This window comes from Herbaspirillum sp. B65 (assembly GCF_000333555.1).
Classification (GTDB): domain Bacteria; phylum Pseudomonadota; class Gammaproteobacteria; order Burkholderiales; family Burkholderiaceae_D; genus Herbaspirillum; species Herbaspirillum rubrisubalbicans.
Genome location: NZ_BADI01001023.1, coordinates 1 through 20,290 on the forward strand (window position 1 = coordinate 1; position 20,290 = coordinate 20,290).

Below are 20,290 nucleotides of genomic sequence, written 5' to 3' on the forward strand. Positions count from 1 at the left end.
GCGCACGATGGTGCCGCCGATGTTGTTGATGTCCTGTGCAGCAGAAACGAGTACAGCATCACCACTGATACGCCCACCCAGGTTCTGGAGATTGGCACCCGCCAACGACACCCCCTTGCGCGCAGCAATGGTGCCGCCGCTGTTGACGATATCCTGCGCCGCCTGGAAGGCCACATCATTGCCCGCAATCAGCGTGCCCTGGCCGGTCACCTCGACGTTGGAGGCGTGTACATACACCTGCGGCACCAGCACTTCCTGCGTGCTGCCATCGGCCAGCGTCACCGTCTGCTTGACCAGCCAGACGATGTCGGTCTTCAGTGCCGCCACCTGCGCATCGGTGAGGGCCACGCCCAGGGTGTAGCGCTGGGCTTGCGCCACTTGCAGGCCGGCGTTCATGAGCGCCTGGTATTGCGCTTCGTTGCTGCTGTAGCCGGCCAGATAGCGCTGGCCGGTGATCTGCTGGATCTGGCGCTGCACCAGTTGCTGTTCATAGAAACCATCGCCCAGTTGGCGCACGCCGATGGCGGCATTGGGTTGGTTGAGTTGGCCCAGTTGCCTCAACATGAAGTCCGACGACAACCAGTTGCGCGTGCCCACGAATTGCGGGTCGGTCTGCACCAGGTAGCGCTGCGCAGGGCCGGCATTGATGCGGTAGAGCGCATTGTTGGGCAGCGTCAAGTCGAGGTTGGCGATGCGGATGCTGGCCGCGCCTGCGCTCGCACCCGCCGCTCCCGAGACCGCCGCTGGCACTGCCCGCACCGAGTTGGCGCGGTTGGGGCCGGCGCCACTGGTGGGGCTGACGTCGAGCTGGAAGTTGGTGACGATGTCCTGCGACTGGTAAGGCACACCATCATAACGACGGTCGTCCGCGCTGAAGCGGTGGCTCTTGATGTAGGTGTACACGGCCGAACCAGTCGAGACCACGCGCTGCCGGCCCAGCGGGCCGGTGTTGTTGATGGCGGTGCCGTTGACGCTGTCACCGGCCAGCGTGCCGCCGGCGATGACCTGGCTAGCGTAGTTGTTGAGTGCACCAGCGGCCAGATTCATGTTGCCGCCGGAGGTGATCATGCCGGGGTCGCTCTTGGTGACCACCGTGCGGGTGATCTGTTCGGTGCCGTCGTAGATGGTCCATTCGCGGTAGGAGCGGCTGTTGACGTTGTTGTTGAAGGCGGCGATCTTGTCGTTGAGCACTAGCAGCGCAGCGATGTACGCGTCGTACTTGGGCTTCCAGACATCATTGGCCGCTTTCCATGCAGCATAGACCTCGGGATCAACCGGCACCGGATAGCACGAGTCATAACACATCTCGCCGGGGCGCGGCTCCGCCCCGGGGCCTGGGCCTGGATCCTGCGGCGGCGTCACCCCCATGACTGCCCAGATACGGTCAGTGGCCGTGTAATTGATGACCGGTGGAATGTAGACCGCATCGGCATCTCCCATCGCCCCCTGGCTGTAGGGAGGAACATAGGCAATGGCCACCGCATTATCGCCACGGGCACCGCGCGAATAGTCAAACGGAGGTCCATAACGCTCGGCCGGGTAGGCGGCCGAAGGCAGCAGCAAGCGATAGTTGTCCTCATCGCCCATGGCCCGCCAGTTGGCGGCATTGAGGATTTCTCCTGAACCCCGGTTGTAGAGCCAGGCCGAGTTGGAATCCAGCAATTGTGATGAGCCATTGAGCCGGAAGTTGATGATGCGCTTGCCCGGTCCCGTCTGGTCCGTGGTCTCCAGATGCGCGTTGCTATTGTTGATGCTTCCGGCGGCAATACTCAGGTTGCCATCGGCATTGATGGTGGCGCTGCTGTTGTTGACTTCCCGCGCCGAGCCGACAGCCTTCTTGTTGGCATCCAGTGCGCCGCCGATGACCATGTCGCCCACCGAGTAGATCAAGCCATGTTCGCTGTTGTTGATGACGCCAGCGCCAATATCAAGTCGGTTGCGCGCGGCGATCACCGGGGCGCTGGTGACGCCGTCGACGGTTTCCGCCTGGTTGTTCAACACGTCTGCGCCAATGGCGATGTTGTCGCCATAGATGCGGCCCGTGCCGAGGTTGTTGACGGTGCTGCTTTCGATGATCGTGTTCACGCCATCGATCAGGCCCCGGTTGATGAAGGTGTGGACATCGGTGGCCTTGAGCCTCAGGGTATTGCCCACCAGCGAGCCACTGGCCTGGTTGTCGATGGTGGCGGCCGTCAGCGTCAAGGTGCCGCCCGCGCCGACCGAGCCGGCATTGGTGAAGGTGCCGGCGGTGCGCAAATCCAGCTCGCCTGTGGCTCCGATCTGCCCGGTATGAAGGATTGAGGCGACCAGGTCCATGCGCAGGTCTTTCTGGCTCAATACCCGACCACTGCCTGTGAAGGAATATGCCAGCAAGGTGGTCTGCCGTCCGGCGATGACGGTGCCGTTGCTGTTGTCGATGGCCAGGGTGCGCGTGCTCGGGTTGGCGTCCGTCAACACGGCGCTGTTGGTGGCGGAGATCAGGCCGCTGCCGTTGTCGATGCGGCCGCTGGCAGTCAGCGTGATGGCGTCGCCGCGCACGGCGCCCTGGCGGTTGCTGATGTCGGTGGCGGCCACGTTGACGGTGGCGCCTTCTATGCCCTGGTCCTGGCCTTGGGTGTTGTCGTTGCGCACGCTGCCGGCTTGCACGTTGACCGTGCCATCCGAGCGCAGCAGGCCGCCGCTGTTGTCGACAAGGCCGCTGCCGGCCTGGATGTCCACGCCCTGCTTGGCCTGCAATTGACCACCGCTGTTGGTGACGCTATTGCCTTGCACGGTCAGCTTGCCGGTGGCGCCGATGGAGCCAGCGCGGTTGTCCAGGGTGGCGGTGTTGAGGTTGATGTCGCTGTTTGAGGAGACCAGGCCGGCATTGACCAGCGTGGCGGCGGCGATGTCCACCGTGCCCTGGGCCTGGATGCCGCGTGTGCTGCCGGAGTGGCTGTTGCGCACGGTCTTGCCGCTGGCGTCGATCTTCAATGACGCGCCGGCTTGCAGCAGGCCGCCATCGTTGTTCAGGTCGCCGCTGCCCACGGTGAGTTGGCCTTGGGCGGCCAGCGTGCCGTTGCTGTTGTCCAGGGCGCCGCTGGCGATCTGCAGGTCGCGCTGGGCGCTGACCTGGCCGCCGCGATTGCTGAAGGTTTGTGATTGGCTGTCGAGGTGGATGTCGGTGGCGTTGAGCGTGCCGGCACTGTTGTCGATGCCCGCGCCGGTGAGGGTGAGCAACTGCGCCGCGCTGACCTGGCCCTGGTTGGCGAGCTGGCCGCGGGTGTTGATGGTGAGCGCATCTTGGCTGGAGGCCAGCGTGCCGCGGTTGTCCAGGGTGGCGGACTGCAGTTCGACGCCGCCATTGGCGCCCAGCGTGCCGCTGTTGCTGATGGCTTGCGCGGCCTGCACGCGCAGGGCATCCACGGCATTGATGTTGCCGCTGTTGGTAAGGCCATCGGCCTGCACGACAACCGACTGTGCCGCTTCGATGCGGCCACTGTTGGTGGTGCTGCCGCTGCTGTTGATGCGCACGCGGCCCTGGCGGGCGCTCAGGGTGCCGCTGTTGTCCAGGGTACTGGCGTTGAGCGTGGCGTCGGTGGTCGCTTGCAGCGTGCCGCTGTTGCGGATGCCAGCGGAGGCCTGCATCGTCAGGGACGCGCTGCTGCCGAGGCTGTTGCGGTTGTCGATGCTCGTGGCGCTCACCTGCACCGGACCTTCGCCGCCGATGCTGCCGGTGTTGCGTACGCTCTGGCTGGCTTGCACCGTCAGCGCTGCGCTGCTGGCGATGCTGCCGGCATTGTCCAGGGTGGTAGTGGTGAGATTGGCCGCGCTCTGGCTGCCCAGCTTGCCACTGCCACTGTTGTGCAAGCCCGCTGCCTCGACCGTCAATCCGCCGTGGGCGCCCAAGCTGCCGCTGTTGTTGATGTCTTGCGCCGCCTTGATGCGCAAGGCATCGCCGGCATTGACGCCACCGCTGTTGTCGAGCTGGCCGGCCTGCAGGGTGATGCCCTGGCTGGCTTCGATGCGGCCGCTGTTGCTGAGGCCAGCGGAAGCCTGCATCGCCAGTGCGGCGCTACTGCCGATGTTGTTGCGGTTGTCGATGGTGGTCGCACTCAACTGGACCGGGCCTTCGCCCGCGATGCTGCCGGTGTTGAGCACACTGTCGCTGGCCTGCACCGTCAGTGCTCCACTGCTGGCCATGCTGCCGCTGTTTTCCAGGCGACCATCGGCGGTGACCACGGCCTGTCCGACCGCAGCGCCGATGGTGCCGGCGTTACGCACGCCCACGCCATGTTCGGTGGACGTCAGGTAGATGTGGCCGGCATACATGCCGCCCAGTTGCGCCACGTCGATGGCCACCGCCGGGGCGGCGTCGTTCGGGGCCACGCCGGGCTGCACGCTGGCATGGTCGGCGCTGACCGTGTTCAAGCCGGCGCTGACCTTCAGTTCGGGCGCCCACACGCCGGCGTTGACCTGCACGGCGCGCGCGATGATCTCGGCGTAGTCGGTGCGGCTGGCATCCAGCCCATTGCCTTCGATGTTCACCGCGCCACTGGCCACGCGATAGCTGTCCAGGTTGCCGTTGTTGATCTGCGGCACACCCGTGGTGAGCGTGGCGCGGTTGGCGTTGAGGAAGCCGCAGCCAGCGCAGGTGATGCCGGCCGGGTTGGCCACCACCACCTGGGCCCGGTTACCCGCCACTTCCAGGTAGCCGCGCAGGTAACTGGGGTTGGCCGAATTGACCTGGTTCACGATCACCCGCGCCGCGCCCGTGGCCAGCCAGGGATTGCCGGCCACATAGCCGCCCAGTTGGGTGCTGGTCGTGGAACGAGCGTTGTTGAGGATGACGCCATTGGTGCCGACGTCGAACTGGCGATAACGATTGAGCGACACCCCGGCTGTGCTGGGGGTCTGGATGTTGACCACCGGCACGCCGTTGGGGGTCACCAGCACGGTGGGTTGCTGGGTGCGCGGGGCCGTGCGGTCGCCCAGGATCTGGGCGTGGGCCACGGTATTCATTGCCAGCGCCAGGGCCACCGAGAGCAGCGAAAAGCGCAAGGCCGACGGCAACAGATCGGGCAAGGTTCCGCTCGGGCCCGCGGTGCGGCCCTGGTGCTGGATGCTGGAGGCAATTTCTGCCACGGCCATCAATTGGCCGCGATGCCGGTTGAAAACCAGCTTGTAACGCTGACGATTCATGAACACCCCTGTTGCAGTTTTAGTTATCACCGGTCGGCCAACGAACCCCGATTCGTTGTTTGCCGTTTCCAGTTGGCAAGAATTTGCTTGCCAGGGGCCAGATGTTAATTTAAGTTGTCAGCACGTTGACAGCTTCCCTTCCATTGAGAAGATTTCCTGTTGGCAAAACCCAACAATTGTTTTTATTTCATGCCATTTTGTTTTGATTCCGGGCCGCAAGTGGCTTGGGGTCGGCCCTTATCATGCTTTCTGCCTTTACTTTTTCTTCATCCCGCCTGGTCTTGATGCTGGGCTTGCCTCTGGTATGCGCTCTTGCCCAGGCGCAAACCGCAGTCAATCAGGAGCAATTGCAGCGTGAACGTGAACGCGCACTGCGCCAGCAGCAGGAGTCGCGACCCGACGTGAATTTGGGCACGCCCGCACCCAATGCCGTACAGCAAGCCTTTCCCGAGCATGAGCAACCGTGTCGGGTGATTTCTGCGATTACGCTGGAAGGCGATCAGGCCGAACGCTTCCGCTTTGCACTCGATAGCGTCACCGGGCCGCAAGGGGCGGTGGGACGTTGCCTGGGGTCGCAAGGGGTGAACCTGGTGCTGGCCAAGGTGGAGAGCGCCATCGTCGAGCGTGGCTACACCACCACCCGCGTGCTGGCGCGCGCGCAGGATCTGTCGACCGGTCAGTTGCGCTTGACGGTGGTGCCGGGGCGGGTCCGCCATATCCGCTTTGCCGCCGATGCCGATGCGCGCGGCACCGCCTTCAATGCCCTGCCGATCAGCCCCGGCGATATCCTCAACCTGCGTGATGTCGAGCAAGGTCTGGAAAACTTCAAGCGCGTGCCGACCGCCCAGGCCGATATCAAGATCACGCCTTCCGAGGATGAGGGCGCCCAGCCCGGCGACAGCGATCTGGTGATCCAGTACCAGCAGGCGTTTCCATTCCGTCTGAGCGCAACCCTGGACGATGGCGGTGCCCGCAGCACCGGCAAGTACCAGGTCGGCCTGACATTGTCCTATGACAATTGGTGGACCCTCAACGATCTGTTCTACGTGAGCGTGAGCCGCAGCCTGAATCACTATGGCGACCACGGCAGTCATGCCTATACGCTGCACTACTCGCTGCCCTGGGGCAACTGGATGGCCGGCGTCACGCTCTCGGGCAATCGCTACCACCAGACCGTATCCGGGGCGTTCGAGAACTTTGTCTATAGCGGCCGCTCGGAGACCACCGAATTCAAGCTCTCGCGTCTGCTGCATCGTGATGCGGCCGGCAAGACCACGGTGTTTGCCAAGGGCTTGGTGCGCACTGCCTACAATGCCATCGATGATCAGGAAGTCAGCGCCCAGCAACGCCGCACCACCTCCTGGGAGGCCGGAGTGAACCAGCGCCAGTTCCTGGGCGAGGCCATCGCCGATGCCACGCTGGCATACCGCCGCTCGCTCGATACGCAAGGCAGCGAGCCCAGCACGCCCTTCGATCTGCCGCAGATTGCCACGCATTACGGCTTGTGGCTGCTGGATGCTTCGCTCAATGCGCCCTTCCAGCTAGGCGGCGGCAAGCTGCGTTATAGCGGTACGTTGCGCGCGCAATGGAACCGCGGCAACCTGCCGCCGCAAGACCAGTTCTCCATCGGTGGGCGCTATACCGTGCGCGGCTTCGATGGCGAGCTGACCTTGCAGGCCGAACGGGGCTGGTTCCTGCGCAATGAACTGGCGCTGGCCCTGGGCGAAAGTGGACAGGAATTGTTTGCCGGAGTCGATACCGGTGCTGTGTCCGGGCCAACGGCGCAGTTCCTGACCGGACAACGCTTGAGCGGAGCGGCGCTGGGCTTGCGCGGCAGCCTCTTCAAGCTGTCCTATGAAATGTTCTTGGCCACGCCCTTGTCCAAGCCGCAGGGCTTCAATACAGCGGCGCTGACCGGGGGCTTCAATTTGCAGTGGACATTCTGAAATATCGGGCAATGGCGCTGGCACCCACACATTAGAAATTCGCTACCGACAGTAGCAATGAGAAACGCCCCGCAGCCTTTCAGACAAGGCTTGCGGGGCGTTTTCATTTGTAATGCACGTTGTAAAACTTAGATTTTCTCCAGCTTGGCCACCGACAGATCCAGCAACTTCATGCCGAACTTGCCGAAGTTGATCTGCGCCCGTGCCGCACCGCCACCGCCTTCGATATTGACGATGACGCCCTCGCCGAACTTGGCGTGCGACACGTTCTGGCCGATGCGCCAGCCGGAATCGGTCTGGCGCGAGAAGCTCTGGGCAATCTTGTTGTTGCCCGCCTCCGGCACTTCGTCCCAGGCCGACTTGGGATTGGCGAACCAGTGATGCTGGGCGATCTTGGGCGAGAGCCACTTGATGGATTGTTCGGGCAGCTCATCAAAGAAGCGTGAACGCATGTTGTAGCGGGTCTGGCCGTGCAACATGCGGGTCTGCGAGAAGGTCATGAACAGGCGCTTGCGGGCGCGCGTGATGGCCACGTACATCAGGCGCCGCTCTTCTTCCACGCCGCCCTCTTCCTTGGCGCTGTTCTCGTGCGGGAACAAGCCCTCTTCCATGCCAGTGATGAAGACCGCATCGAACTCCAGGCCCTTGGCCGAATGCACCGTCATCAACTGCAAGGCATCCTGGCCGGCTTGCGCCTGGTTGTCGCCGGCTTCCAGCGAAGCGTGCGAGAGGAAGGCCGACAGCGGCGACATGATGGTCACCAGCGGGGCGTCGGCATCCAGCACTTCCACGCCATCGGCGATGGTGATGGCCGTGCCGGCCGTGGCCTGGGCCTGCGGGCCGAGGAAGGCCGGGGCATCCAGGCCATAGCCTTCTTCCGAGACGAACAGGGTGGCGGCGCTGACCAATTGCTCCAGGTTCTCGATGCGGTCGGCGCCTTCCTTTTCGTTGCGGTAATGCGTGATCAGGCCGGACAGGTCCAGCACCACCTTGACCGTTTCCGGCAGGGGCAGGTGCTGGGTTTCGAAGCGCGCGCCTTCGATCAACTTGATGAAGGCGTTCAGCGAGGAACCGGCCTTGCCGGCCACATAGGGCACGGCGGCATAGAGCGAGCAGCCGTACTGGCGCGCCGCGTCCTGCAATGACTCCATGGCCTTGGCGCCGATGCCGCGGGTGGGGAAGTTGACCACGCGCAGGAAGGCCGAATCATTGTGCAGGTTGTCCATCAACTGCAGGTAGGCGATGGCGTGCTTGATTTCGGCTCGCTCGAAGAAGCGCTGGCCGCCATAGACGCGATAGGGAATGGCCGAGCTGAAGAGCGCATGTTCCAGCACCCGCGACTGCGCATTGGAGCGGTAGAGGATGGCGATCTCGCTGCGCGCCCAGCCTTCGGCGATCAAGTCCTTGACCTGTTCGATGATCCACTGCGCTTCTTGCAGGTCGCTGGTGGCTTCGTAGACGCGCACCTGTTCGCCGTGGCCGGCATCGGTGCGCAGGTTCTTGCCCAGACGCTTGCTGTTGTTGGCGATGAGCTCGTTGGCGGTGTCCAGGATGTGACCATGCGAGCGGTAGTTCTGCTCCAGCTTGATCAGGTTCTGCACATGGAATTCCTGCTCGAAGGCCTGCATGTTGCCCACGTTGGCGCCACGAAAGGCATAGATGCTCTGGTCATCGTCACCCACCGCGAAGACCGCGCCGTGTTGGCCGGCCATGAGCTTCAACCACTTGTATTGCAGATCGTTGGTGTCCTGGAACTCATCGACCAGGATGTGGCGGAAACGGCCCTGGTAGTGTTCGCGCAGCGGCTGGTTGCGCGAGAGCAATTCATAGGTGCGCAACAGCAACTCGGCGAAATCGACCACGCCTTCGCGCTGGCATTGCTGATCGTAGAGTTCGTAGAGTTCGACGAACTTGCGGTTGTAGTCGTCGTAGGCATCCACGTCCTTGGCGCGCAAGCCCTGGTCCTTGGCGCTGTTGATGAAGTACATCAGGTTGCGCGGCGGATATTTCTCATCGTCCACGTTCATCTGCTTCAACAGGCGCTTGATGGCCGAGAGCTGGTCTTGCGTATCCAGGATCTGGAAGGTCTGCGGCAGTCCGGCATCCTTGTGATGCGCACGCAGCAGGCGGTTGCACAGGCCGTGGAAGGTGCCGATCCACATGCCGCGGGTATTGATGGGCAGCATGGCCGACAGGCGCGCGGTCATTTCCTTGGCGGCCTTGTTGGTGAAGGTCACCGCCAGGATGCCCGAGGGCGAGACCTGCCCGGTCTGGATCAGCCAGGCGATGCGGGTGGTCAGCACGCGGGTCTTGCCGGAGCCGGCGCCAGCCAGGATCAGCGCCGATTGCGCCGGCAGCGTCACGGCGGCCAGTTGCTCTTCGTTGAGGTTGTGGAGAAGATTTTGCATCCCGCGATTATAAAGGGCGCGTGCCATGACCGGGCAGGCTCGCCCGGCGCTATACTGCCGCTCAGTCGATTTATTCCACTCCGATGAGCCTGCTGCCCATGCGTCGCCTACCCCTCTTGCTTACCCGTACCGTTCCCCTGATCGCCGCCCTGTTGCTGGCAGCCTGCGCCACCACGCCGCCCCCGGCCTCGCGCGCCGATGTCGAACAATTGCTGATGCTGCAGAAGACACGCCTGGACGTAGCTGCACCCGTGGCACGCAGCAAGTGGAATTCGCACGCCCCCATCGATGATCCGGCACGCGAAGCGGTGATCCTGGACGATGTTGCCCTGCGCGCGCAGAAGCTGGGCCTGGATGCGGCCTGGACGCGGGGCTTCTTCCAGGACCAGTTCGAGGCCGGCAAGATCGTGCAGCGCGACCTGCACCGCCAATGGCGCCTGGAGCAACGGCCGCCCTTTGCCAATCCGCCCGACCTGGCCTTGCAGGTGCGCCCGATACTGGACCGCATGACGCCCGACCTGCTGGCGGTGCTGGTACGCCTGAACGGCCACTGGTGTGAACCCGGTGTGCAGCGCGACCTGGCCGAGCTGGAACCGGAAATCCTGGGTGCCGACTATGCGCCTGCGGTGCGCGAACGGGCTACCGCAGCCTTGCGCTGCCCGCGCTGAATGCGTCTTTTCAGAAACATAACGTCGCACAAAAACGACTAAGTTGCTGAATTAACAGACAAAAAACATTTGCTGTCCTGCAGCATTTTTGTGGCGGGGGTAAAATTCGGATTGCTGTTCACGCGCACATCCGCGCACGCAGTCTCTTCATTCCGATTCCCCCGCCATGTCCGACGATTCCTGTAGTCCCCGTTCCGCCCCCACGCCGGTGCCGGCCCGCGCTTTGCCGCCGGCCAAGGTCACGCGCCAGATCATCGCTACGGCCTTCTTCACTTTCCTGGTGTACCTGGCCATCGGCATCCCGCTGGCAGTGCTGCCGGGTTACATCCACCTGGACCTGGGTTATAGCTCGGTGATGGCGGGCCTGGGCATCAGCGTGCAATATTTCGCCACCTTCGTCAGCCGCGCCAATGCCGGTCGCATGATCGACACCGTGGGCGCCAAGCAGACCGTCATGCGCGGCATGTTGCTGTGTGCGGCCAGCGGCGCCTTGCTGCTGTGCTCGGCGCTGGCCCAGCCGCTGCCCTTCCTGTCGCTGGTGCTGCTGCTGGTCAGCCGCGCCTTCCTGGGCCTGGGCGAGAGCCTGGTGGGCACCGGCGCCATCATGTGGGGCGTGGGCCGGGTAGGCTCGGAAAACACGGCCAAGATGATTTCGTGGAACGGCATTGCCACCTATTCGGCGCTGGCCATCGGTGCCCCGCTGGGTGTGGTACTGGACCGCTCGCTAGGTTTTGGCATGATCGGCTTGGCCGGCATGTTGCTCACCGCCTTGGGCTATGTGCTGGCACGCGGTGGCCCGGTCACACCGGTGGTGCAGGGCGAGCAACTGTCCTTCAAGCTGGTGCTGCGCAAGGTATTCGCCTATGGCATGGGACTGGCCTTCGGCACCATCGGCTTTGGCTCCATTGCCACCTTCATTACCCTGTATTACGCCGACCTCCACTGGAGTGGTGCGGCCTTTGCGCTGACCGCCTTCTCCAGCGCCTTCGTCGGCGCGCGCCTGCTGTTTGCCAATGCCATCAACCGCTTCGGCGGCTATCGGGTAGCGGTGGTGAGCTTCATTACCGAAGCGATCGGCCTGCTCCTGCTGTGGAGCGCCACCACGCCGGAACTGGCGCTGCTGGGTGCGGCCCTGGCCGGCTTCGGCTTTGCGCTGGTGTTCCCGTCGCTGGGAGTGGAAGCGGTCAACCTGGTCACGCCCGCCAATCGCGGTGCGGCGCTGGCGGCCTACTCGGTGTTCCTCGATCTGGCGCTGGGCGTCACCGGTCCGCTGGCCGGTGCCATTGCGGGTCAACTGGGTTATGCACAGGCGTTCCTGTTCGCGGCCATTGCAGCCATCGGTGGGGTGGCCTTGTCGCTATCCTTGTACCGCAGCGCGCAGCAGCGCGAGAACTCATGATGGCTTGTTTCTGATCGCTGGGGCCGATAAGTTTTAATCTATCGGCCCTATTGATTTATAGGCCAGCAGTTAGCTGAAAAATCGGTTGAAATAAGGAACGTCGGCCCAACTCTTTTATCAATACTTGCGTAGTCGCAGTTAGTCTCTTGGCGATTTGCAATAGAATCGCGGAGTTGTGTTGTATGACCCGCTTACGAAAAACCGAACAGCTAAGGAGCGAATAATGGCAAAGAAAAACGTGGCAGCCCCCTCGATCAACATCGGCATCAACGACAAGGACCGCAAGAAGATTGCCGACGGCCTGTCCAAGCTGTTGGCCGATACCTATACCCTGTACCTGAAGACCCACAACTTCCACTGGAACGTGACCGGTCCCATGTTCAACACCCTGCACCTGATGTTCGAAGGTCAGTACAACGAACTGGCGCTGGCGGTGGACCTGATCGCCGAACGCATCCGCGCGCTGGGCTATCCGGCTCCGGGTTCGTACAAGGAATTCGCCAAGCTGTCCTCCATCCCCGAGGCCGATGGCGTGCCCAATGCCCAGGAAATGATCGCGCAACTGGTGGCCGGCCAGGAAGCCGTGACCCGCACCGCGCGTTCGATCTTCCCTACGGTCGATGCTGCCGCCGATGAACCGACCGCCGACCTGCTGACCCAGCGTATGCAACTGCATGAAAAGAATGCATGGATGCTGCGCAGCTTGCTGGAAGGCTGATCTACCTGGCCAATGAAAAAATGCCGTTCACTCGAACGGCATTTTTTTTGGACGAAGCGTTCAGACTGCGTCCGGGCATCAACCATCAACGATAGAGATCGGCCAGTTGCCGCGTCTTGCGCTCCTCCACCGGCACCAGATAGACACTGCTGATGACGGCCACCATGTCGGCCCCCTGCGCCACCAGCGGCGGTGCGTTCTCCAGCGTGATGCCGCCGATCACCACCACTGGCAAGGCAATCTCGCGCTTGGATTGCGCAATAATTTCCGGCGCGGTGCGGAAATCATATTTTTTAACGCGCGACGGATAGAAGCCGCCGAAGGCAACGTAACTGGCGCCATCGCGATACGCCGCGTGGGCCAGCTCCAGCGTGCCGTAGCAGGAGGCGCCGACGATGCGCTCCGGCCCGACCGCCTTGCGTACTTGAGCGATGGACGCGTCGGTGCCACCGACATGGATGCCATCGGCACCGATCTCCAGGCACAGGTCCACGTGATCATTGATGATCAGCGGTACATCGTACTGGCGGCACAGCGCCAGCAGCGCCGAGGCTTGCGCCAGCCGCTGCGGCGCGGCAGCGGTCTTGTGACGGTACTGCACCAGCGCAGCGCCATTCTGCATGGCCAGCTCGGTGGCCGCCAGCAGTTGGGCAGTGTCGTCCCAGTCGGGGGTGACGATGTAGAGGCCACGCAGATGGCTTGCATACTCGGGTTTCATGTCGGGTTCCTCACTACAGGTTCGAACGCGGGGACGCGATTGGGGATGCGCTGTCCAGGCGCGATGGCATAGGCGCTGGACAGGGCGTGCTGGGTGTAGCGCTGGGCCAGGTCCAGCGCCTGGTGCATCGGCAGGCCACGCGCCAGACACGCCGAGAGCGCCGCGGCCAATGTGCAGCCGCTGCCATGGAATTCATCGGGCAGGCGGGTCCAGCGCCAGCTATGGCTTGCGCTGATCGGATGCGGCACAGCGGCAGCGGGAGCCGGTCCATACCAGCGATTGACCACATCCTCTTCCTGCGGGCCGTGACCGCCCTTGAGCAAGACATGGGCGCAGCCGCGCTGCATCAGTAGCGCCGCCTGGCGCGCCGCATCGTCCTCGCCGCACAGACGACGGGCCTCGTTCAGGTTGGGCGTGATCACCGTGGCCAACGCATAGAGCGGTTCGATGATGCGCGCAGCATCGTCACGCGAGAGCTGGTCACCTTTACCATTGGCCAGCACCGGGTCGAGCACCACCGGCAATTGCGCATTGCGCTGGCGCAATTGCCGGATCAGTGTGGCGATCATCTGCGCATTCTCGACACTGCCGGCGATGCCCAGCTTGACGGCGGCAATCTCGAAGCGGTCGATCAAGACCTGGGCTTGGTGGCGCACCAGTTCAGGATCAAGCGCATGGACGGCGAAGACGCTGACGTTGTCCTGCACCGTCAATGCCGTGGGCACCGACAGGGGATGGCATCCCAAGGCCGTAATGGCCGGGATGTCGGCCTGCATCCCGGCACCGCCGCTGGGGTCGGAGCCGGAGAAGACCAATACGCAGGGCGGTGTGGCGCGATAGGCGGCGCTCATGATCAAGCCACGCGACCAGCCATCGGCGAGGACGGCGAGGCGGCGAACTTGCGCGCGATGCGACCCGCCAGGAAGGCTTCGCGACCCGCTTCCACGGCCAGCTTCATGGCACGCGCCATGCGGATGGGATCGCGTGCACCGGCAATGGCGGTGTTCATCAGCACGCCGTCGCAGCCCAGCTCCATGGCGATGGCCGCATCCGAGGCCGTGCCCACGCCAGCATCGACCAGCACCGGCACGCGCGCCTGGTCGATGATCAGCGAGAGATTCCAGGGATTCAAAATACCCATGCCCGAGCCGATCAGCGAGGCCAGCGGCATGACGGCGGCCACGCCCAGGTCTTCCAACATGCGCGCCTGGATCGGGTCGTCGCTGCAATAGACCATCACGTCGAAGCCATCCTTGACCAGGATGTCGGCGGCTTTCAGAGTTTCGGGCATGTTGGGGAACAGGGTCTTTTCATCGCCCAGCACTTCCAGCTTGACCAGCTTGTGGCCCCCCAGCAGTTCACGCGCCAGTTGCAGGGTGTAGACCGCATCGGCTGCGTTGTAGCAACCGGCGGTGTTGGGCAGGATGGTGAATTCGGAAGGTGGTACCGCATCCAGCAGGCTGGGCGCGTTGGGGTCCTGGCCGATGTTGACGCGGCGGATCGCCACCGTGATGATCTCGGCGCCGCTGGCGACAGTCGCCGCGCGGGTTTCGTCGAGGTCCTTGTACTTGCCGCTACCGACCAGCAGGCGCGAGCGATAGGTCTTGCCGGCGATGGTCAGGCCCTGGTCCTGGCGGCTCAGGGGAGCGTCGTTCATGTTCATGTTGATTCCTTGTCTGTGAGGAGTGCGTGCCATGGGATGCGGCGCCTGGCTGCACCAGCGCGCCGCAGCGGAAGAAAACTTCATCCACCCCCGATGGCGCGCACCACGTCTACCTTGTCGGCCTCGGCCAGCGCGCGCAACGACCATTGCGCGCTGGGCACCACCTGGCGATTGACGGCCACGGCCACCGCCTTACCGGCCAGTGACAGGCCGGCAATGAGCTGGTCCAGCGTGGCGCCATCAGGCAGCGGGTGTGGCTTGCCGTTCAGTTCGATCTGCATGGCTGGCCACGCTTACTGCTTGGCATAGATCTCGGCGCCCATCTTGACGAACTCCACCGACTTGACCTGCATCCCCTGCTTCAATGCATCGATCTCGGAGATGCCTTCCTTGGCGGCGTAGTCGCGCACTTCCTGGGTGATCTTCATGGAGCAGAAGTGCGGGCCGCACATGGAACAGAAGTGCGCCACCTTGGCCGAATCCTTGGGCAGGGTTTCGTCGTGGAATTCGCGCGCCTTGTCCGGGTCCAGGCCGATGTTGAACTGGTCTTCCCAGCGGAATTCGAAGCGCGCCTTGGACAGGGCGTTGTCGCGGATCTGTGCGCCCGGATGGCCCTTGGCCAGGTCGGCGGCGTGGGCGGCGATCTTGTAGGTGATGATGCCGTCCTTCACATCGGTCTTGTTGGGCAGGCCCAGGTGTTCCTTGGGGGTGACGTAGCACAGCATGGCCGTGCCATACCAGCCGATCTGGGCGGCACCGATGCCGGAGGTGATGTGATCGTAGCCGGGGGCGATGTCAGTGGTCAGAGGACCGAGGGTGTAGAACGGCGCTTCGTGGCACTGCTCCAGTTGCAGGTCCATGTTCTCCTTGATGAGATGCATGGGCACGTGGCCGGGGCCTTCGATCATCACCTGCACGTCGTGCTTCCAGGCGATCTGGGTCAGTTCACCCAGGGTGCGCAGCTCGCCCAGTTGGGCTTCGTCGTTGGCGTCGTAGATGGAACCGGGACGCAGGCCATCGCCCAGGCTGAAGCTGACGTCATAGGCTTTCATGATCTCGCAGATCTCTTCGAAGTGTTCGTAGAGGAAGGATTCGCGGTGATGCGCCAGGCACCACTTGGCCATGATGGAGCCGCCGCGCGAGACGATGCCGGTCATGCGCTTGGCCGTCAACGGCACGTATTGCAGACGCACGCCGGCATGGATGGTGAAGTAGTCCACGCCCTGCTCGGCTTGCTCGATCAAGGTATCGCGGAAGATTTCCCAGGTCAGGTCTTCGGCCTTGCCATTGACCTTTTCCAGGGCCTGGTAGATAGGCACGGTGCCGATCGGTACCGGCGAATTACGGATGATCCACTCGCGGGTTTCGTGGATGTTCTTGCCGGTGGACAGATCCATGACGTTATCGCCGCCCCAGCGAATGGCCCAGGTCATCTTTTCCACTTCCTCGCCGATGGAGGAGGTCACCGCCGAGTTGCCGATGTTGGCGTTGATCTTGACCAGGAAATTGCGGCCGATGATCATCGGTTCGACTTCCGGGTGGTTGATGTTGGCGGGGATGATGGCACGGCCGCGTGCCACTTCGTCACGCACGAATTCCGGCGTGATCTCGGCGGGAATAGAGGCGCCGAAGGACTGGCCGGGATGCTGGCGGCCCATCAGGTCGGCCAGCTTGTTGCCCATGGGGCCGGAAGCCTTCAACTGCTCCAGGTACTCCTTGCGGCGCAGGTTTTCGCGGATGGCGATGAATTCCATCTCGGGCGTGATGATGCCACGGCGCGCATAGTGCATCTGGGTGACGTTGGCACCGACCTTGGCGCGGCGCGGCTTGCGGTGCAGGTTGAAGCGCAGCTCGGCCAGGGCTGGATCGTTCAGGCGCTGCTGACCGTATTCGGAAGTCGGGCCGGGCAGCTCCTCGGTGTCGTTGCGTTCCAGGATCCAGGGCAGGCGCGGGGTAGCGAGACCGGCGCGGATGTCGATCTTGACGTCCGGGTCGGTGTAGGGGCCGGAGGTGTCGTAGACATAGATCGGCGGGTTCTTTTCGGAACCGAACATGGCGGGTGTGTCAGCCTGGCTGATCTCGCGCATGGGTACGCGGATGTCGGGGCGCGAGCCGGTCACGTAGATCTTGCGGGAATTCGGGAGAGGCTGGACGGCTGCCTCGTCGACGGTGGCCGTCGCGGACAGGAATTTCGGGTTGGCATTCATTTCGGCTCCTTTGCTTGATGACTCATGGCTCGGAGCCAGCAAAGGAGGTTGCGGAAGAGGACGGACGGCGTGGAGGGATGATACAGGGCCGTGGGTGCGTCAAGCTGCCGGTTGCTTCCCTTCGCTGGCATTATCCAGATCAGGTTCAAGGGTATTTCTCACCCGGCTGCCAGAGCATGTGCTCCAGTGCCAGGACCCCTAGCGGTGCGACGCGGGCCGCTTGCGCGGTCGTTGTCGTGGGCCGGATTCTACTCCAATTGGCGTGAGGAACAAGGCTTCATTTCGGATGGACTCGGTGTGCAGCGCAGCAACCGAACCGGGCAACATGCCTTGGAGCAATGTATTTGCGGGCTGCCCAAGACCGGCTTTGAGTGCGTCAATTTCGCGCCTGAGGCGAGATTTGCCTTGTCCGTCCCTTATAATGTTGGGTTTCGCAAAAACACACGTCAAATCATGGAATTAGCCAAGTCGTTCGAGCCCGCCGAGATTGAGAAATTCTGGCGCGAGGAGTGGGAAAAGCGCGGTTACTTCGCCGCCACCACCGACGCGGAGAAGCCCTCGTTTTCCATCCAGTTGCCGCCGCCCAATGTGACCGGCACCCTGCACATGGGGCACGCGTTCAACCAGACCATCATGGATGGCCTGACGCGCTATCACCGCATGCGCGGCTACAACACCGCGTGGATTCCCGGCACCGACCATGCCGGCATCGCCACCCAGATCGTGGTGGAACGCCAGTTGGATGCACAGAAGATCTCGCGCCACGACCTGGGCCGTGAAAAATTCGTCGAAAAGGTCTGGGAGTGGAAAGAGAAATCCGGCTCCACCATCACCGGCCAGATGCGCCGCATGGGCGCCTCCACCGACTGGGCCCGTGAATACTTCACGATGGACCCGAAGATGTCCAAGGCCGTCACCGAAGTCTTCGTGCGCCTCTACGAGCAGGGCCTGATCTACCGTGGCAAGCGCCTGGTGAACTGGGACCCGGTGCTGGGCACCGCCGTCTCCGACCTGGAAGTGGTGTCGGAAGAAGAAGACGGCTCCATGTGGCACATCAAGTATCCGCTGGCCGATGGCAGCGGCCACATCGTGGTCGCCACCACCCGTCCGGAAACCATGCTGGGCGACGTCGCCGTGGCCGTGGACCCGACCGATGAGCGCTACGCCGCGCTGGTGGGCAAGATGATCAGGCTGCCGCTGGTCGGCCGCGAGATCCCCATCATCCAGGATGAATACGTCGACAAGGAATTCGGCACCGGCTGCGTGAAGATCACCCCAGCCCACGACTTCAACGACTACCAGGTCGGCGCGCGCCACAACCTGGAAATGATCAGCGTCTTCACGCTCAAGGCCACCATCAACGAGAATGCACCCGAGAAATACCAGGGCCTGGACCGCTTCGAGGCGCGCAAGCAGATCGTGGCCGATCTGGACGCGCTGGGTCTGTTGGAACAGGTCAAGCCGCACAAGCTGATGGTGCCACGTGGCGACCGTACCAGCGTGGTGATCGAGCCGATGCTGACCGACCAATGGTTCGTGGCCATGAGCAAGCCGGCGCCGGAAGGGACCTTCTTCCCCGGCAAGTCGATTGCCGAGACCGCGCTGGAAAAAGTCTCCTCGGGCGAGATCAAGTTCGTGCCCGAGAACTGGACCAATACCTACAACCAGTGGCTCAACAACATCCAGGACTGGTGCATCTCGCGCCAGCTGTGGTGGGGCCATCAGATCCCGGCCTGGTACGACGAGGACGGCGGTATCTACGTTGCCCGCACCGAAGAAGAAGCCCGTGCACAAGCTGGCGGCAAGGCCGTCAAGCGCGATGAAGACGTGCTCGACACCTGGTTCTCCTCGGCGCTGGTGCCTTTCTCCACCCTGGGCTGGCCGGAAGAAACCCCGGACTACAAGCTGTTCCTGCCCTCCTCGGTGCTGGTGACGGGCTTCGACATCATCTTCTTCTGGGTGGCGCGCATGGTCATGATGACCACGCACTTCACCGGAAAAGTGCCCTTCGATACCGTCTACGTGCACGGCCTGGTGCGCGATGCCTCGGGCCAGAAGATGTCCAAGTCCAAGGGCAATACCCTGGACCCGATCGACCTGATCGACGGCATCGGCGTGGATGAACTGGTGGCCAAACGTACCGTGGGCCTGATGAATCCCAAGCAGGCGGCCAGCATCGAGAAGGCTACCCGCAAGGAATTCGCCGACGGCATCCCAGCCTTCGGCACCGATGCGCTGCGCTTCACCTTCGCCTCGCTGGCGACCCTGGGCCGCAACATCAACTTCGACCTGAACCGCTGCGAAGGCTATCGCAACTTCTGCAACAAGCTGTGGAACGCCACCCGCTTCGTGCTGATGAATACCGAAGGCCAGGACTGCGGTTTCGATGGCCACGTCAAGGGTGTCTGCGACAAGGAAAAGCTGCAGTTCTCCAAGGCTGACCGCTGGATCGTGTCGCTCTTGCAGCGTACCGAAGCCGAAGTGGAAAAGGGCTTTGCCGACTACCGCTTCGACAACATCGCCACCGCCATCTACAAGTTCGTCTGGGACGAGTACTGCGACTGGTACCTGGAAATGGCCAAGGCCCAGATCCAGAGCGGCAATGAAGCGCAGCAGCGCGCCACCCGCCGCACGCTCTTGCGCGTGCTGGAAAGCGTGCTGCGTCTGGCCCATCCGGTGCTGCCCTTCATCACCGAACAACTGTGGCAGAGCGTGGCCCCGCTGACCGATCGCAAGCCCGATCCGGCGGGCGATTCCATCATGCGCCAGGCCTATCCGCGCCCGGACCTGGAGAAGATCGATGCCGAAGCCGAAGCCTGGGTCGCCCAGTTCAAGGCCTACACCGATGCCTGCCGCAACCTGCGCGGCGAGATGCAGCTGGCACCGTCCCTGCGCGTGCCGCTGATCGTGGAAGCGGCCGATGCGTCGGCCGTGGAATCCTTCCTGCCTTACCTGCAAGGTCTGGTGCGCCTGTCGGAAACCACGGTGGTGGCGCAACTGCCGGAGTCGCCGGCGCCGGTGGCCATCGTCGGCGAGGTCAAGCTGATGCTGAAGGTGGAAATCGACGTGGCTGCCGAGCGTGAACGCCTGGGCAAGGAAGTCACCCGTCTCACCGCCGAGATCGCCAAGGCCAATGGCAAGCTGTCCAACGAAAGCTTCGTGGCGCGCGCGCCCGAGGCGGTGGTGGCGCAGGAGAAGGAACGCGTCGCCAACTTCAGCGCTACGCTGGAAAAGGTGAAGGAACAATTGGCCAAGCTGAAGTAAGCCGGCCTGTTTCTTCATCAAGCCGTCGTCCCTCGCGGGGCGGCGGCTTTTGTTTTTGTGCTTGCCTTGCAGCCCGGCCTTGTCTAGACTGGATCGAATAAATTAGAACAATCGTGCT

The 20,290-nt window shown here is 63.1% G+C and carries 13 protein-coding genes and 1 riboswitch; of the genes, 6 read left to right on the forward strand and 7 right to left on the reverse strand.

The window, feature by feature from the left end; all coding sequences use genetic code 11:
* A partial coding sequence (locus I5W_RS24110) for a two-partner secretion domain-containing protein (RefSeq protein ID WP_148289194.1) occupies nt 1-5,181 on the reverse strand: 5,181 nt, incomplete at its 3' end.
* Between I5W_RS24110 and I5W_RS32215 the strand changes: the two genes are divergently transcribed.
* Together I5W_RS32215 and I5W_RS24120 are read left to right on the forward strand one after the other, a co-directional pair.
* Nucleotides 5,180-5,539 carry a hypothetical protein gene (locus tag I5W_RS32215; RefSeq protein WP_159106147.1) on the forward strand — a complete coding sequence of 120 codons (360 nt, stop codon included), beginning with the start codon at nt 5,180-5,182 and terminating at the stop codon, nt 5,537-5,539. The two genes, I5W_RS24110 and I5W_RS32215, sit on opposite strands and share 2 nt — an antisense overlap.
* Entirely contained in the window at nt 5,466-7,127 is a 1,662-nt protein-coding gene (locus I5W_RS24120; protein ID WP_159106148.1) for a ShlB/FhaC/HecB family hemolysin secretion/activation protein, read from the forward strand. The genes I5W_RS32215 and I5W_RS24120 overlap by 74 nt, the downstream gene beginning before the upstream one ends.
* Nucleotides 7,128-7,255: 128 nt before the next feature.
* Here I5W_RS24120 and I5W_RS24125 read toward each other — a convergent pair whose 3' ends face one another.
* Entirely contained in the window at nt 7,256-9,535 is a 2,280-nt protein-coding gene (locus I5W_RS24125) for a UvrD-helicase domain-containing protein (protein WP_017452036.1), read from the reverse strand.
* Between the two features lie 83 nt (nt 9,536-9,618).
* Here I5W_RS24125 and aroQ point away from each other — a divergent pair, with 83 nt between their 5' ends.
* The 3 genes from aroQ (at nt 9,619) to I5W_RS24140 (ending at nt 12,320) form a co-directional block, all read left to right on the forward strand.
* The gene (gene aroQ, locus I5W_RS24130; RefSeq protein WP_044531154.1) at nt 9,619-10,203 is read left to right on the forward strand and encodes a gamma subclass chorismate mutase AroQ; all 585 of its coding nucleotides are present in this window, start codon (nt 9,619-9,621) and stop codon (nt 10,201-10,203) included.
* 166 nt (nt 10,204-10,369) lie between these two features.
* Entirely contained in the window at nt 10,370-11,602 is a 1,233-nt protein-coding gene (locus tag I5W_RS24135) for an MFS transporter (RefSeq protein ID WP_044531155.1), read from the forward strand.
* A gap of 223 nt (nt 11,603-11,825) precedes the next feature.
* Nucleotides 11,826-12,320 carry a Dps family protein gene (locus I5W_RS24140; RefSeq protein ID WP_013232475.1) on the forward strand — a complete coding sequence of 165 codons (495 nt, stop codon included), beginning with the start codon at nt 11,826-11,828 and terminating at the stop codon, nt 12,318-12,320.
* 85 nt (nt 12,321-12,405) lie between these two features.
* Here I5W_RS24140 and thiE read toward each other — a convergent pair whose 3' ends face one another.
* The 5 genes from thiE to thiC form a co-directional block, all read right to left on the reverse strand.
* Entirely contained in the window at nt 12,406-13,038 is a 633-nt protein-coding gene (thiE, locus tag I5W_RS24145) for a thiamine phosphate synthase (RefSeq protein ID WP_044531156.1), read from the reverse strand.
* Entirely contained in the window at nt 13,035-13,889 is an 855-nt protein-coding gene (gene thiD, locus I5W_RS24150) for a bifunctional hydroxymethylpyrimidine kinase/phosphomethylpyrimidine kinase (protein WP_044531157.1), read from the reverse strand. Before thiD ends, thiE begins: the two co-directional genes overlap by 4 nt.
* Nucleotides 13,890-13,891: 2 nt before the next feature.
* Nucleotides 13,892-14,701 (reverse strand): thiazole synthase, encoded by an 810-nt coding sequence (locus I5W_RS24155; RefSeq protein ID WP_017452031.1) that lies wholly within the window; start codon nt 14,699-14,701, stop codon nt 13,892-13,894.
* Nucleotides 14,702-14,781: 80 nt separating this feature from the next.
* Nucleotides 14,782-14,982, reverse strand: coding sequence for a sulfur carrier protein ThiS (gene thiS / locus I5W_RS24160; protein ID WP_044531158.1), 201 nt, complete (start codon nt 14,980-14,982; stop codon nt 14,782-14,784).
* A 12-nt stretch (nt 14,983-14,994) separates the two neighbouring features.
* Entirely contained in the window at nt 14,995-16,908 is a 1,914-nt protein-coding gene (gene thiC / locus I5W_RS24165) for a phosphomethylpyrimidine synthase ThiC (RefSeq protein ID WP_044531159.1), read from the reverse strand.
* Between the two features lie 99 nt (nt 16,909-17,007).
* Nucleotides 17,008-17,118, reverse strand: a riboswitch (TPP riboswitch).
* Nucleotides 17,119-17,361: 243 nt separating this feature from the next.
* Here thiC and I5W_RS24170 point away from each other — a divergent pair.
* Nucleotides 17,362-20,172 carry a valine--tRNA ligase gene (locus tag I5W_RS24170; RefSeq protein ID WP_044531160.1) on the forward strand — a complete coding sequence of 937 codons (2,811 nt, stop codon included), beginning with the start codon at nt 17,362-17,364 and terminating at the stop codon, nt 20,170-20,172.
* Nucleotides 20,173-20,290 lie beyond the last annotated feature (118 nt).

Excerpts from the sequence above, each read along its gene's own strand:
- I5W_RS24140 (WP_013232475.1), top strand. The coding sequence starts at position 11,826 with ATGGCAAAGAAAAACGTGGCAGCCCCCTCGATCAACATCGGCATCAAC.
- aroQ (WP_044531154.1), top strand. The coding sequence starts at position 9,619 with ATGAGCCTGCTGCCCATGCGTCGCCTACCCCTCTTGCTTACCCGTACC.
- I5W_RS24125 (WP_017452036.1), bottom strand. The coding sequence starts at position 9,535 with ATGCAAAATCTTCTCCACAACCTCAACGAAGAGCAACTGGCCGCCGTG.
- thiE (WP_044531156.1), bottom strand. The coding sequence starts at position 13,038 with ATGAAACCCGAGTATGCAAGCCATCTGCGTGGCCTCTACATCGTCACC.
- I5W_RS24170 (WP_044531160.1), top strand. The coding sequence starts at position 17,362 with ATGGAATTAGCCAAGTCGTTCGAGCCCGCCGAGATTGAGAAATTCTGG.
- I5W_RS24135 (WP_044531155.1), top strand. The coding sequence starts at position 10,370 with ATGTCCGACGATTCCTGTAGTCCCCGTTCCGCCCCCACGCCGGTGCCG.
- thiS (WP_044531158.1), bottom strand. The coding sequence starts at position 14,982 with ATGCAGATCGAACTGAACGGCAAGCCACACCCGCTGCCTGATGGCGCC.
- I5W_RS24120 (WP_159106148.1), top strand. The coding sequence starts at position 5,466 with ATGCTGGGCTTGCCTCTGGTATGCGCTCTTGCCCAGGCGCAAACCGCA.
- thiD (WP_044531157.1), bottom strand. The coding sequence starts at position 13,889 with ATGAGCGCCGCCTATCGCGCCACACCGCCCTGCGTATTGGTCTTCTCC.
- I5W_RS24155 (WP_017452031.1), bottom strand. The coding sequence starts at position 14,701 with ATGAACATGAACGACGCTCCCCTGAGCCGCCAGGACCAGGGCCTGACC.
- thiC (WP_044531159.1), bottom strand. The coding sequence starts at position 16,908 with ATGAATGCCAACCCGAAATTCCTGTCCGCGACGGCCACCGTCGACGAG.
- I5W_RS32215 (WP_159106147.1), top strand. The coding sequence starts at position 5,180 with ATGAACACCCCTGTTGCAGTTTTAGTTATCACCGGTCGGCCAACGAAC.